This window comes from Fundidesulfovibrio sp. (assembly GCF_058402725.1).
Map to the genome: position 1 here is coordinate 18,048 of NZ_JBZVFJ010000027.1, position 12,807 is coordinate 30,854.

The following is a 12,807-nucleotide window of genomic DNA, read 5'->3' on the forward strand; positions in this document are numbered from 1 at the left end:
TTGTTCCGCCTGGCGGCGAGCTAGCTTGTCTTGTTGAAAAGGACGCTGACCGACGACTCGGTGTGGATGTTGTGGATGGCCTTGGCCAGCAGACCGGCCACGGACAGCACCTTGATCTTCTCGCAGGACTGCGCCTCCGGCGAGAGCGGGATGGTGTTGGTGACCACCACCCGGGAGAAGGGCGAGTTGCACAGCCTCTCGATGGCAGGCCCCGAAAGCACGGGGTGGGTGACGGCGGCCATCACGGTCTTGGCGCCGTTCTCCAGCAGCACGTGGGCGCCCTGGACCATGGTTCCGGCGGTGTCGATCATGTCGTCCACCAGCACGCAGGTCTTGCCTTCCACGTTGCCGATCACGTGCATGGCCTTGGCCTGGTTGGGGGCGTCGCGGCGCTTGTCCACGATGGCCAGGCCGCAGCCCAGGCGCTTGGCGAAGCTGCGCGCGCGCTCCACGCCGCCCGCGTCGGGCGAGACCACGGCGATGTCGCCCTCCACGGTTTCGGCCACGTGTTCGGCCAGGAGGCTCATGGAGTAGAGGTTGTCCACGGGCACGTTGAAGAAGCCCTGGATCTGGCCCGCGTGGAGGTCCACGGTGAGCAGGCGGTGCATGCCCGCCACCTGGAGGAAGTCCGCCACCAGCTTGGCGCTGATGGGCGCGCGCGGCACCACTTTGCGGTCCTGCCGGGAGTAGCCGTAGTAGGGCATGACGGCCGTGACCCGCGAGGCGCTGGCGCGCTTGAGGGCGTCCAGGATCAGGCAGAGCTCCATGAGGTGGTAGTTCACGGGGTTGCAGGTGGGCTGGATCACGAACACGTCGGATCCGCGCACGTTGGCCCCGATCTCCACACGGATCTCGCCGTCGGAGAACTTGCTGACCATGGAGGGCAGGAGCGTGCAGCCCAGATGGTCGCAGATGGCCTTGGCCAACTCAGGGTTGGCGTTGCCGGTGAGTATTTTCAAGTCCCCGTGGGTTGCCATGGATGCCCCGTCGGAAAAAGTGTGGCTGGGGAGGAAGGATTCGAACCCTCGGATGCGGGGACCAAAACCCCGTGCCTTACCGCTTGGCGACTCCCCAGTGCGGACATGCGGCCCGCGCAGTGCCCAAAAAACGCCTCCCGCCCCGGGGGGCGGACAGGCTTTCCGTCCATCGCAAGGCGCGGCGCTCGCCGCGTCCGGCGCGACCGCGCCGCCGGAACTGGCGTTCCGGGCATCCCGGGCCGCCGTCGGGCACGGACCCCAAGGACACGTGAAGGCCCCGGGCTCGCACGCCCGTGGCCCGAACCGCGCCGGAAACGCAAAACGGCCGCATACTCGGGGCGGCCGGGCTTGTCAAGGGCGGGGCGGTTGGAGCGCGCTGGCGAACACCTCCACGCCTTGGGCGGACAGGGCCGCGCCAGCGCGTTCGGCCGCGGTCTCCTCGCGGAAGAGGCCGAACACCGCCGAACCGGAGCCGGAAAGACAGGCCCCGGCCGCGCCCAGGGCCAGCAGGCGCTCCTTCAGGCTGCGTACGGCGGGGAACTCCCGGAACACCACGGGCTCGAAATCGTTGCCCAGCACGCGCCCGGCGGCCAGGGCCGCCTCCAGCCCCCCGGGGAGGGCCGGGGCCGGGTTGGGGCCGGGGCGCTGCCGGTCCAGGCCGTTGGCCGCGTCCCAGGCGCGGTACGCCCAGGCCGTGTTCACGCGCTGGTCGGGCACGCACACAAGGATGGTCAGGCCCGCCAGGTCCACGTCCGCCGACACGAGGCGCTCGCCGATGCCCGTGGCCCAGGCCGGTCGACCCAGCAGGAAGAAGGGCACGTCCGCCCCGATGGACGCGGCCAGGGTCGAGAGGGCCTCCGGCGCGAGGGCGCGCTCCCCGGCCCGGGCGTTGAGCCAGGCCAGCATGGCCGCCGCGTCGGCGCTGCCGCCGCCCAGGCCCGCGCCCGAGGGGATGCGCTTGGTCAGGCGCGCGCGCACGCCCGGGCGGCTGCCCGTGGCTTGCGCGAAGGCCTCGTAGGCCTTTGCCGCCAGGTTGGAGGGCGTCTCCAGGGCCTTGTCCGAGCAGGCGAGCGTCAGGCCCTGCCCGTCGCAGGGTTCGATCTCCAGGTCGTCGTGAGGCTCCGCCACGGGCACGAAGAGCGTGGAGAGTTCGTGGTAGCCGTCCGGGCGCACCGCCTTGAGGGCCAGGTGCAGGTTCACCTTGCAGCCGACGCGCAGGATCATTGCTTTTCCGCCAGGGGCACGGGCTTGAAGAGGGTCTGCTTGTCGCGCTTGACGAGCAGCAGGATCACGCCCTTGGCCTTGGCGTCGCCTTCGAGCACGGCGTTGAAGGCCGCCACGGAGTTCACCGGGGTCTGGTTGGCCTCGAGGATCACGTCGCCGGGGCGCAGCCCGGCCTCGTCGGCCGGGGAGCCCTGTTCCACCTCGGTGACGCCCAGCCCCGCGCCCGGGGTGACGCCCAGCCTGCCGGACTCCTCCGGGGTGAGGGGGCGCAGGCTCAGGCCCAGGGAGGTTCGGGCGGGCTTCTGCTCCTCGCCGGGCTTGGCCTGGGCCACGCGGGAGGGGTCGCGCTGGCCGGTCACGGCGGCGAGGCGCACGTCCTTGCCCTTGCGCCACACGTTCAGTTCGGCCTTTCCGCCGGGTCGGATGGCCGACACGGCCTGGAGCAGGCCGTTGGTGTCCTTGATGGGGCGGCCGTTGACGGAGAGGATCACGTCGCCCACCTGGACGCCCGCCTTGGCGGCGGGTTCGCCTTCCATCACGGTGGTGACCAGCGCCCCGCGCGGTTCGGCAAGGGCCAGGGCCTTGGCGGTGTTCTCGTCCACGTCCTGGATGGAGACGCCCAGCCAGCCGCGCTTGACGGGCTGCTGCTCCTTGAGGTCCTCGATGGCGGCCTTGGCCATGGAGGCGGGGATGGCGAAGCCGATGCCCTGCCCCGAGGCCACGATGGCGGTGTTGATGCCCACCACGCGGCCTTCGAGGTCCAGGAGGGGGCCGCCGGAATTGCCGGGGTTGATGGAGGCGTCCGTCTGGATGAAGTTGTCGAAGGGTCCGGCCCCGATGGCGCGCCCCTTGGCGCTGACGATGCCCGCAGTGACTGTGTTCTGGAGTCCGAAGGGGTTGCCGATGGCCATCACCCAGGCGCCCACGCGCAGGGCGTCGGAATCGCCGAAGGCGAGGAAGGGAAGGTCCGCGCCGTTGTCGATCTTCACCAGGGCCAGGTCGAGTTCCGGGTCGCGCCCCACGATTTTGGCCGGGAGGGGCTTGTCCTTGCCGCGCAGGTGGACCTTGATCTCGTCGGCGTCCTCCACCACATGGTTGTTTGTGACGATGAGGCCGTCCTTGGAGATGAGGAAGCCCGAGCCCATGGAGCGCTGGCGGCTGGTGGGTCCGTCTTCCTTGAAGAATCGATCGAACTGTTCGAAGAACTGTTCGAATCCCTTGGGATGGTTCTTGAAGAACTCGCGCATGCGGTCCTGTGTCTTGACGGTGCGGGTGGTGCTCAGGTTCACCACGGCGGGACCGGCCTTCTCGGCCAGGTCCGCGAAGTCGGGGAGCGCTGCGGCGAACGGGGCCAAGGGCAGCGCGAGGACAAGGGCCAGGCCTGCGAGGGCGGCGCGGAGGGCGCGGGGCATGGATGTCTCCTGGAGCCCGGCGAGCCGGGCGGATGATTGCGAGAAGGCGACTATATGCCTCCGGCGGGGAATGTAAACAGGTCCGGCGGGTGCGCCCCCGGGCCGAGGAAGAGGTTGACCCGGCGGGGCTGCTTGACTATCTATGCCTTCCCGTCCGGTCCCGTAGCTCAGGTGGATAGAGCGGCCGCCTCCTAAGCGGCAGGCCACAGGTTCGAATCCTGTCGGGACCACCATGGAAATCAAGGGCTTGCAGCGTCATGCTGGAAGCCCTTTTTCGATGGTTGGCCAATTTGTCCCCCGCCTGTCCCCCAATCTCGAAAGACGCCTGGGGAAATCGGGTGAAGCCGGACAGTCTGTTCACCTCGAACCATCCCCGGATGTACGCCCGGCCCTGGCCGTGGGCTCCAAGGCGCCGGGTCGGCATCAGGTCAGGGTGGCTCACTCGAAGGCCAGCACGAGCCGCTTGCCCATGGCGGCGGCGGCGCGGTCCAAGGTCTTGAGCGAAGGCCAATGCCGGGGGTCTTCCAGGCGCTTGGCGGACGGCCAGGAGGTTTCGAGGGCGCGGGCAAGCTCGGCCAGGGTACGATCCCCACGGGCGAAGCGCACCAGAAGGGCGGCCTGCACCTTGGCATCCGGTGCGATGGCGTGCGAATCGGGCGCTTCGGAAGAAGGCGCCGGGATGGCGAAGCCATGGTCCAGCTTAGCAGCGAGCATCCCTGTCAACACCTCTGCTGCGTTGAACAGGCACTCCTCCTCGGTCTCCCCCTGCGTGAAGGTGTCCTCGAAGTCGAGGAAGCGCACAAAAAAGCCTCCTTCGGGCTGGGGTTCGAAGACGGCGTGGTAGCGGATATTCATGGTGGCCTCCTACTTGAACTTGACGTCAGTCTGGCGCTGAATCGCGGCCAGCGTTCCCGTGGGCACGTCGCGCGCCCCATGAACTGGAACAGATACAAGCCGTTCGCCCTTTATCAGGATGTGGTGGCTTCCGTTCACACGGTCCAGGCTCCACCCGGCGGCCTCCAACCTCTTGATGACCTCGCGCCCGTTCATATCCGCAAAATATATCTCGTATGATACATCGTCAAGTTGTTGGCTTGGGGCCGACGGGGGACTACCCGCCGCATTCTCGGGGCCGCCGTTGATGCTCGCCACCTTGCCCGGCTTCTTACGCCTGACGGCCTCCAGGGTGTCCACTGCCTGCCGGAAGTGGTCCGGGGCCAGGTGGTTGTACCGTTCGGTCATGGCCGTGGTGGAGTGCCCCAGGAGCCACCCCACGGTGATGAGGGGCACGCCGTTCTGCACGAGCCAGCTCGCGCAGGTGTGGGGCAGGGTGTGGAAAACCACCTTTTGCCGGGCGTCCTGGATGCCGTTATTCAGTCCGAGTTCCTTGACCACGCGATTGAACGTCTCGGACACCTGCGCCACGCGCCCGCCCGTCTCCGAGGGGAACATCAGAGGGTTGCCCTCGGCGTCGGTTTGGCGCTCCTTGAGCAGGATGGCAAAGTAGCGGTCGACCTTCACGCCGCGCTTTCGGCTGGCGTGCTCGTAGAACCTGACGCACGGGAACTTCGAGGAAATCCAAGTGTCTGCCATAGCTTACCTCTCAAGGTGGGGAGAAAATGGGGAGAGAGTCATTCCAGGGTGACAAAACCTTCTCCACAAGCGGCAGGTCGAATCCTTTCCCCACTCTCTCCCCACTCTTTCGACGAAGCAGGGTGATTTCTGGTGAAGTACGCTGAGGATGAATATGACGTAAACTGTCTACAGTAAAAGATAAACGTGAAATTCTGTGAAGCCAGGTGAGGCCTGTAACAACCGCTCATTATGCGGCAGGCCACAGGTTCGAATCCTGTCGGGACCACCACCCCGGAACGCGCAGGCGCTCCAGCCGATGTCGGCCGGAGCGCCTGTTCTTTTCGACCCGTCGTTTGCCCGTGCGCGCATCCCCGTCCGCCGATTGGCGATTGCCACGAAGGCTGCGCCGATGTATCTGGAAAATACTGGTGGTTTTTCCCGTCGGCTCTGTCGTTTCATGGGCCTGTCTCACGGTGTCGCACCGTAAGTTCAATGACAGGATGACGCTGATGAACAGCTGGCTGCCGATCTCTCTGTCCGCCGGGACAGTCTGCTTCACGATCATCACGTTTCTCTATTGTTTTCTGTATGCGAAGTATCGCAGCGTTCCCCTGCTCCTGTGGGGATGTGCCTGGCTTTCTCACGCGTTGCGCAACGTCGCGATTCTGTTCAATGTGCTCGCCGGTCCCTTCGCGGGGCTGATGCTCCTGGAGCAGACCCTGGTGGCCGTGACGGGATCGCTCCTGCTTCTGGGGTCCTTGCGGTATGCGCAACGTCCGGTAGGCGGCTGGTTTTTCGCCTTGGTGGGCCTGGCCGCGCTCTGGCCCCCGGTGGCGTTGGCGCTGGGCGTCGCGCCGCCGCTGCTTTACGTCCCCAACTATTTCTTCTTCGGGGCGAGCCAGGTCTTCAACGGCACGGTGCTCTGGCGCATCGCGGGCAAGGAGAGCGTGGGGGGGCGCATCGCGGGCGTCGCCATGATCCTGTGGGGACTGCACCACCTTGACTATCCGTTTCTGCGTCCGGTGGCCTGGTTCGCCCCGTGGGGCTTCCTCATCGGCGCGTCCCTGGGACTCCTGGCCGCGGTGGCCATCATCATGGCCTACATGGAGAAGCTCCAGGCGGAGCTTGCGCGCGGCGAGCGGCGTTTCAGGATGCTCTTCCACGGCAACAAGGTTCCCTTCCTGCTCATCGACCCCTCCGACGGGCGCATCGTGGAGGCCAACGACGGGGCCGCCGCCTTCTACGGGTACGCGCTGGGCGAGTTGCGCGCGATGAACATCAACCAGATCAACACGTTGCCGCCGGAAGAGGTCGAGACGCTGCGCAAAAAGGCCGCCGCAGGGGGGCAGCAGCACTTCCTGTTCAAGCACAGGCTCAAGAGCGGCGAGGTGCGAACGGTGGAGGTGTTCGCCAACCCGGTGGACATCTCAGGGCGCACCTATCTGTTCTCCATCGTGCAGGACGTCACCACGCGCAAGGAGGCCCTGGAAGCCCTGCAGGAGAACAGGGAGCGTCTGCAAGCTGTCGTGGAGAATGTGGCCGACGCCCTGTACATGGCCGACGAGCAGGGGCGCTTCGTGGAGGTCAACGCCGCAGCTGTGAGGCAGACCGGCTTTCGACGCGATCAACTCCTGCGCATGGGCATCCATGATCTGGACGCCTCCGCCCCCCCGCCGGACCTGAAAGCCATGCACGACCTGCTCACGCGGCAGCCCGCCGCCACGTTCGAATCCTGCCACAGGCGCGCGGACGGCAGGCTGCTTCCCGTGGAGGTCCGGGCGGTGCGCCTGGAGCTGGGCGGCAGGCCCTTCCTGCTGGGCGTGGTCACGGACCTGACTCTTCGGAGGGAGGCTGAGCAAAGCCTGGCTGCGGCCAACAAGACTCTTGCCGCCATCCTGGACGGCATACCGGCCTTCGTGAACGTGATCGACGCCGTGAGCCGCGAGGTGCTCTTCATGAACAGGGCGCTCAAGGATTCCCTGGGCGTGGAAACCGCAGGGGGCCTTTGTTTCAGGGTGTTCCGCGGCAGGGAGCTAGCCTGCGAAAGCTGCTCCCTGGACAAGCTGGACCCCTCGGCCGGGGACGCCCTGAACGTCTGGGAGGACCGCAACCCGCTGACGGGCAGGTGGCTCATCAACCACGACCGCATCCTGGACTGGTTCGACGGCAGGCGGGTGCGCGTGCAGGTGGCCCTGGACATCACCCAGCGCAAGGAAACCGAGGAGATGATGGCCGCCTCGCTTCTGGAGAAGGAGGTCCTCCTGCGCGAGATCCACCACCGGGTGAAGAACAACCTCCAGATCATTTCCAGCCTTCTGAGCCTCCAGGAGTCCGGCCAGGACAGCCCAGGGGTCGGCCAGGTGCTCTCCGACTGCCGGGGACGCGTGATGTCCATGGCGCTCATCCACGAGCGGCTCTACCGCTCGCGCGACTTCACGGCCATCTCCCTGGAGGACTACCTGCGGGAGTTCCTGTCCGGGCTGGTGGAGGCCTACAGGGGAGGGCGCGACCTGCGCCTGGAGATCGACGCCCGGGGCGCAAGCCTTGGCCTGGACCAGGCCATCCCCTTCGGGCTCATCGTCAACGAGCTGGTCACCAACGCCCTCAAGCACGCCTTTGCCGGGCGCTCCGCAGGGCGCATCGCGGTGTCGGCGGTCCAGGCGGACGGCCGCCTCACCCTTCGCGTCGCCGACGACGGCGCGGGCCTGCCGGAGGGCTTCTCCCCCGCCAGCACCACCACCCTGGGCATGCAGATCGTCTCCATGCTCGCCGAGCAGCTGCACGGCGAGCTTTCGTACGCCTCCGGGCTGGGGGCGAGCTTCACGCTGGAGTTCCCCTGCGGGGGAGACACCAAGGCGGAGCAGCCCCCGGGACGAACCTGAGCGTCGCCGCGCGCATTTTTCTTGTTGCATCGCACGCGAAAGGATACCGTACAGGTCAGGATCGGCCCCGGCCGCCTCGGCCAGGGACAGGTCGGCCCGACCGCCGGGCGCGCGACGCCGCGACAGGCTGATGCGCCTCCCGGCCGCGCCGGGTTCCACGCGCAGGGAGGACACCCATGGTCATGGAACGCCCCGCCTTCACGTTCACCCTCTCGGGCCTGGACCCGCAAACCTTCCATGTGGTGCGCTTCACTGGCGCGGAAGGCCTCTCCAGGCTCTACGAGTTCGAGATCACCCTCCTGAGCGACCGGGTGGAACTGGACCTGGAGAACGCCCTGCAGTCCCTGGCCGTCTTCACCGTGAAACGCCCCGAGGGCGGCGACGTGATCTGGAAGGGCATCCTGCGCCAGTTCAAGCTGGCGCGCACGGTGGGCTCCCACGCCTTCTACAAGGCCGTGCTCGTGCCCAGGGCCTGGCTGCTCACCCAGGTGCAACACAACCGCATCTTCCTGAACCAGGACCTCGCGCAGAACCTGCGCGAGAGCCTCAAGACAGGCGGCCTGGCCCAGGGCATCGACTTCGAGATGCGCATCTCCGGCAACTACCCCCGGCGCGAGTACGTCTGCCAGTACAACGAGACGCTTTTCAACTTCGTCTCCCGCTGGGCCGAGCGCAACGGGCTCTACTTCTACTTCGACCAGGAGGGACCGGCAGGCCGCATGGTGCTCACCGACAGCCTGGAGGTGCACGAGCCCCACCCCGGCGGGGGGAGCCTGGCCTACGGCGAGGTCTCCGGCCTGGACGGCCCTGTGGCCGGACGGAGCGTGAAGCGTTTCCAGTGCGAGTTGACGCGGCTGCCCCGCGAGGTGCTCGTGAAGGACTACAACTACCGCACCCCCAGCCTGGACATCCAGGCCACGGCCCAGGTGAGCGAGGGAGGCGCGGGCAGGGTGTACGTGCACGGCGGGCACATGCGCTCGCTGCATCAGGCTGCGTTCCTGGCGGGGGTCCGGGCGCAGTCGCTGGGCTGCCGGGCCAGGATGTTCTTCGGCGAGACCAGCGCGCCCACCGTGCAGCCGGGCTACCTGGCCCATCTGGAGGGGCATCCCCGCCAGGACTTCAACCGGGGCTACCTGGTCGTGGAATCGCGCCACGAGGGCGCGCAGGAGAGCTGGCTCACGGCCGGTCTCGGCGTGAAGGGCCTGGGCGACCGCCTCTTCTACCGCAACGCCTTCGCGGCCATCCCCTCCGACGTGCAGTACCGCTCCGAGATCAAGACCCCCAGGCCGCGCCTGCACGGGACGATCCTGGCCCACGTGGACGCCGAGGGCTCGGGCAAGTACGCCGAACTCGACGAGGAGGGCCGCTACAAGGTGATCATGCCCTTCGACGTGTCCGGGCGCTCCGACGGCCGGGCCTCCGCCTGGATCCGCATGGTGCAGCCCTACGGCGGGCAGGGCCACGGCATGCATTTCCCCCTGCACAAGGGCGCGGAAGTGGCCGTGATCCACCAGGAAGGCGACCCGGACCGCCCCGTGATCCTGGGCGCGCTGCACAACCCCGAGGCCCCCTCCATGGTCACCGGCGCCAACCAGACCCAGGCCGTGGTCACCACGGCGGGCGGCAACCGCATCCACATGGAGGACCTGGAGGGCTCCGAGCGCATCCTGCTGCACTCCCAGGCCGACGGCAACTTCATCCGCATCGGCGCGCCCAACGACCCGCCCTACATGGGCGGGAGCGGCGACTCTGCGGAACAGCAGGGCCAGGCCGACAGGGCGGCCGGGCAGGCCATCGGCAACACCGTGGAAACCATGGCCACCAAGGGCATCGCCATCACCACGCCCCAGTGGTTCTCCCTGAAGGCGGCCATCGCCAACACGATCATCCTGGGCGAGAACTCCTCCACCACCATGGGGCTCTACTCGACCAATTACATCGGCCCCTGCATGAAGATCGCCATCGGCCCCACAAAGGACGTGAAAAGCGCCGACGTGACCAAGTTCACCTCCTGGGTGAAGCACCTGTGCGTCACCTCGTCCGTGGCCGGGACCGCGCACACCGCCACCCTGGCCGATTGCACCCAGGACTACGGCACGTACAACTTCAACTCCGGCGAAACCAACATCCGATACGCCGACCTGGAGATTACCGCCCTCAAAAGTGTGCGCGTCTATCCCGAGGACACCCTCTACATCAACGCGGGCAGGCGCGTGGTGCTCACCTACCAGGAGGAAGGCACCGAACTGAAGCAGACCTACGCGAACATGAACGTCACCTGTCCCAGCGCCACCCACGCCATCGACGACCTCAACCAGACCGGCGCCACCCTCAACCAGGCCTTCGGCGAGACGAGCCTCAGCGGGGCCTCCCTGGAGATGGACTTCGCCAACGTGGACCTCACCTTCGGCGACGGCACCATCACCGCCGCCTCCAAGGTGGTGGTGGCGGGCACCTTCGACGTGACCTGAGGCCCGGGCGCGCCAGGACGCGCCGTCCCCTTCCCGGCAGCCCGATCGCGCAGGGTCGCCCGCCCGGGCCGCACGTCGCGGCTCTGCGGCGATCCTTCGCCTCCCTCGCGGTTGCATTCCCGGTCCGGCTCGGATACCCACGGCCTCTGCGCTGCGGCGCATCGCGCGAGGCTTCCCCATGCAACGGCTGTTCACCTTCCTCTGGCAGACCGCCATCCTCTGGGCCATCTACCGTTCGAGCTGCTGGCTGGTGGAGTCCACCGGGCTCCCCGTGCCGGGCAACGTGGTGGGGGTGGCGCTGCTCTTCACGCTGCTCTGCCTCGGCGTGGTGCGCCTGGAGCACGTGTCTGCGGCTGCGGACTTCCTGCTGCGCCACCTGGTGTTCTTCTTCATACCCATCACGGTGGGGCTCATGGAGTGGGGCGCGGTGTTCGCCGAGCACTGGGCCGTGCTGGCCGCCGCCGTGCTGGTGAGCTCCTTCGCGCCCTTCTGGCTGGTGGGGCGGCTCACCCAGTGGCTGCACAGGCGGGGCAGGCCGTGCGACAGCTGACCGTGCCGCTCCTGGTGGCGGCCACCCTGGCGGCCTACGTGCTGGTGCGCTGGCTGGCCATGCGCCGTCCGCACCCGCTCTTCAACGTGGTGGTGCTCTCGGCTGCCCTGGTGGCCTGCCTGCTTCTGGCCACGGACACGCCCCTGGGCGACTACGCCCCGGCCAGGGACCTCATGACCTTCCTGCTCGGCCCCGCCACCGTGGGCCTGGCCGTGCCCCTCTACCGCCACAGGACGCTCCTGCGGCTCTACGCCCTGCCCATCCTGGCCAGCGTGGCCGCAGGGGCCGCCACGGCCATGTTGTGCGCCGGGGCCATCGCCCGCCTGGGAGGGATGCCGCGCGAGGTGGTCATGTCCATCCTGCCCAAGGGGGTGTCCATCCCCTTTGCCGTGGAGATCGCCCGGCTCTACGACGGGGTGCCGCCCCTGGCGGCGGCCTTCGTGGTGGCCACGGGCACCCTGGGGGCGCTGGTGGGCGCGCCCTTCCTGACGCGCGCGGGCGTGGAGGACCCGGTGGCCCGTGGCCTGGCCCTGGGCACGGTGTCCCACGCCCAGGGCACGGCGGCGGCCCTGCAGGAGGGCGAGGCCCAGGGGTCCATGGCCGGGCTGGCCATGATCCTGGCGGGCGTGTTCACGGCGCTCTTCGCGCCCCTGGCCGTCTGGCTGCTGGGGTGAGCGTCCTGGCGCGGCCATTTCGCGGCGCGGCGTCGCGCCGTCCGCAGGTTTCCTCCTGATTCCTCTTTGCGGCGTGTTGCCCTCGGACGGCCTGAGGTGTTAGGCGTTGCGACATGAGTCTCTCCGGCGTGATCCAGAACGGCCGTGCGGCACAGGACGTTCCATGAAATGGCGTCTGCCCGGTTCCGTGCGGCTCAATCTGTTCCTTGTGGTGCTGGCGGGGGTGCTGCCCATGACGGCCGTGGTGCTCCTCGCCGGATGGGAGCGCCGGGGCCAGGAACTGGAGCACGCCGCGCAGGCCACCGCCATCCTGTCCGAATACTACGCCGCCCAGCAGGAGACCGAGGTCCGGCGCATCCAGACGGTGCTCGCGCGGCTCGCGGCGCTGTCGGAGGTGCGCTCCCTCTCGGCGGAAGAGGCCACGCCCTTTCTGCGCCAGGCCCTGGCGGGCAATCCCGACTACGTGAACTTCGCCCTGCTGGACGTGGCCGGCAACGCCGTGGCCTCCGCCCTGCCCTTCACCAGCCAGAACCTCTCCAACCGTCGCGAGTTCGTGGACGCCACGCGAACGGGGGAATTCGCCGTGGGCGAATACGCCGTGGGCCGTGTGAGCGGGGTGCAGGTGCTGCCCTTCGCCCTGCCCGTGCAGGGCGATGCGGGCTACCTGCTGGGCGTGCTCATCGCCACCTTGCGCCTGCAGGACCTCGCCCCCGCCTTCGAGAAGGCCATGCTCCCCAAGCGCTCCTTCGTGGGCCTGGCGGACGCCAGGGGCCAGCGCCTCTACCGCTTCCCGGCCAGCGAGCAGAACCCCCTGGGCGCGCCCATCGCCCTGAACATCTGGGAGCGCATCCGGGGCCTGGGGCGGGAGGCGACCTTCCTGGACACGGGCACGGGCGGGCGGCGCTACGTGTACGCCGTGCGCCGCCTGAGCCTCAAACCCGGACAGGAACCCTACCTGAACCTCTTCGTGGGCGTCCCCGAGGAGTCGCTATTCTCCAGGGCCGACGCCGTGACGCAAACCTATCTGGTCTGGCTGGCGGTC

The 12,807-nt window shown here is 68.1% G+C and carries 11 protein-coding genes and 2 tRNA genes; 6 read left to right on the plus strand and 7 right to left on the minus strand.

Going from position 1 to position 12,807, the window contains the following annotated elements; all coding sequences use genetic code 11:
- Positions 1 to 20: 20 nt before the first annotated feature.
- The 4 genes from ACV4UX_RS05665 to ACV4UX_RS05680 all read right to left on the minus strand — a co-directional run bounded on the left by ACV4UX_RS05665 (position 21) and on the right by ACV4UX_RS05680 (position 3,613).
- On the minus strand, positions 21 to 977 hold the full coding sequence (locus tag ACV4UX_RS05665; RefSeq protein WP_491592351.1) for a ribose-phosphate diphosphokinase: 957 nt from the start codon (positions 975 to 977) through the stop codon (positions 21 to 23).
- Positions 978 to 999: 22 nt separating this feature from the next.
- A tRNA-Gln gene (locus tag ACV4UX_RS05670) sits at positions 1,000 to 1,074 on the minus strand.
- Positions 1,075 to 1,328: 254 nt separating this feature from the next.
- The gene (ispE, locus tag ACV4UX_RS05675) at positions 1,329 to 2,201 is read right to left on the minus strand and encodes a 4-(cytidine 5'-diphospho)-2-C-methyl-D-erythritol kinase (protein ID WP_491592352.1); all 873 of its coding nucleotides are present in this window, start codon (positions 2,199 to 2,201) and stop codon (positions 1,329 to 1,331) included.
- Positions 2,198 to 3,613 carry a DegQ family serine endoprotease gene (locus ACV4UX_RS05680; RefSeq protein ID WP_491592353.1) on the minus strand — a complete coding sequence of 472 codons (1,416 nt, stop codon included), beginning with the start codon at positions 3,611 to 3,613 and terminating at the stop codon, positions 2,198 to 2,200. The genes ispE and ACV4UX_RS05680 overlap by 4 nt, the downstream gene beginning before the upstream one ends.
- A gap of 156 nt (positions 3,614 to 3,769) precedes the next feature.
- Between ACV4UX_RS05680 and ACV4UX_RS05685 the strand changes: the two genes are divergently transcribed.
- A tRNA-Arg gene (locus ACV4UX_RS05685) sits at positions 3,770 to 3,846 on the plus strand.
- A gap of 205 nt (positions 3,847 to 4,051) precedes the next feature.
- On the opposite strand, the gene ACV4UX_RS05690 is transcribed toward ACV4UX_RS05685, so the two are convergent.
- The 3 genes from ACV4UX_RS05690 to ACV4UX_RS05700 form a co-directional block, all read right to left on the minus strand.
- Positions 4,052 to 4,468 (minus strand): type II toxin-antitoxin system HicB family antitoxin, encoded by a 417-nt coding sequence (locus ACV4UX_RS05690; RefSeq protein WP_491592354.1) that lies wholly within the window; start codon positions 4,466 to 4,468, stop codon positions 4,052 to 4,054.
- Positions 4,469 to 4,477: 9 nt separating this feature from the next.
- Positions 4,478 to 5,134 carry a type II toxin-antitoxin system HicA family toxin gene (locus ACV4UX_RS05695; protein WP_491592355.1) on the minus strand — a complete coding sequence of 219 codons (657 nt, stop codon included), beginning with the start codon at positions 5,132 to 5,134 and terminating at the stop codon, positions 4,478 to 4,480.
- Positions 5,135 to 5,435: 301 nt separating this feature from the next.
- On the minus strand, positions 5,436 to 5,753 hold the full coding sequence (locus ACV4UX_RS05700) for a hypothetical protein (protein ID WP_491592356.1): 318 nt from the start codon (positions 5,751 to 5,753) through the stop codon (positions 5,436 to 5,438).
- Between the two features lie 109 nt (positions 5,754 to 5,862).
- Between ACV4UX_RS05700 and ACV4UX_RS05705 the strand changes: the two genes are divergently transcribed.
- From ACV4UX_RS05705 to ACV4UX_RS05725, 5 genes are all read left to right on the plus strand, one after another.
- Positions 5,863 to 8,070 carry a PAS domain S-box protein gene (locus tag ACV4UX_RS05705; protein ID WP_491592357.1) on the plus strand — a complete coding sequence of 736 codons (2,208 nt, stop codon included), beginning with the start codon at positions 5,863 to 5,865 and terminating at the stop codon, positions 8,068 to 8,070.
- A 176-nt stretch (positions 8,071 to 8,246) separates the two neighbouring features.
- On the plus strand, positions 8,247 to 10,541 hold the full coding sequence (locus ACV4UX_RS05710; protein WP_491592358.1) for a type VI secretion system Vgr family protein: 2,295 nt from the start codon (positions 8,247 to 8,249) through the stop codon (positions 10,539 to 10,541).
- 178 nt (positions 10,542 to 10,719) lie between these two features.
- Entirely contained in the window at positions 10,720 to 11,091 is a 372-nt protein-coding gene (locus tag ACV4UX_RS05715) for a CidA/LrgA family protein (RefSeq protein ID WP_491592359.1), read from the plus strand.
- Positions 11,079 to 11,765: an LrgB family protein gene (locus tag ACV4UX_RS05720; protein WP_491592360.1), complete on the plus strand. Its 687-nt coding sequence runs from the start codon at positions 11,079 to 11,081 to the stop codon at positions 11,763 to 11,765. Before ACV4UX_RS05715 ends, ACV4UX_RS05720 begins: the two co-directional genes overlap by 13 nt.
- A 163-nt stretch (positions 11,766 to 11,928) precedes the next feature.
- A partial coding sequence (locus ACV4UX_RS05725) for a cache domain-containing protein (RefSeq protein ID WP_491592361.1) occupies positions 11,929 to 12,807 on the plus strand: 879 nt, incomplete at its 3' end.

Excerpts from the sequence above, each read along its gene's own strand:
- ACV4UX_RS05665 (WP_491592351.1), bottom strand. The coding sequence starts at position 977 with ATGGCAACCCACGGGGACTTGAAAATACTCACCGGCAACGCCAACCCT.
- ispE (WP_491592352.1), bottom strand. The coding sequence starts at position 2,201 with ATGATCCTGCGCGTCGGCTGCAAGGTGAACCTGCACCTGGCCCTCAAG.
- ACV4UX_RS05680 (WP_491592353.1), bottom strand. The coding sequence starts at position 3,613 with ATGCCCCGCGCCCTCCGCGCCGCCCTCGCAGGCCTGGCCCTTGTCCTC.
- ACV4UX_RS05690 (WP_491592354.1), bottom strand. The coding sequence starts at position 4,468 with ATGAATATCCGCTACCACGCCGTCTTCGAACCCCAGCCCGAAGGAGGC.
- ACV4UX_RS05700 (WP_491592356.1), bottom strand. The coding sequence starts at position 5,753 with ATGATCGTGAAGCAGACTGTCCCGGCGGACAGAGAGATCGGCAGCCAG.
- ACV4UX_RS05710 (WP_491592358.1), top strand. The coding sequence starts at position 8,247 with ATGGTCATGGAACGCCCCGCCTTCACGTTCACCCTCTCGGGCCTGGAC.
- ACV4UX_RS05715 (WP_491592359.1), top strand. The coding sequence starts at position 10,720 with ATGCAACGGCTGTTCACCTTCCTCTGGCAGACCGCCATCCTCTGGGCC.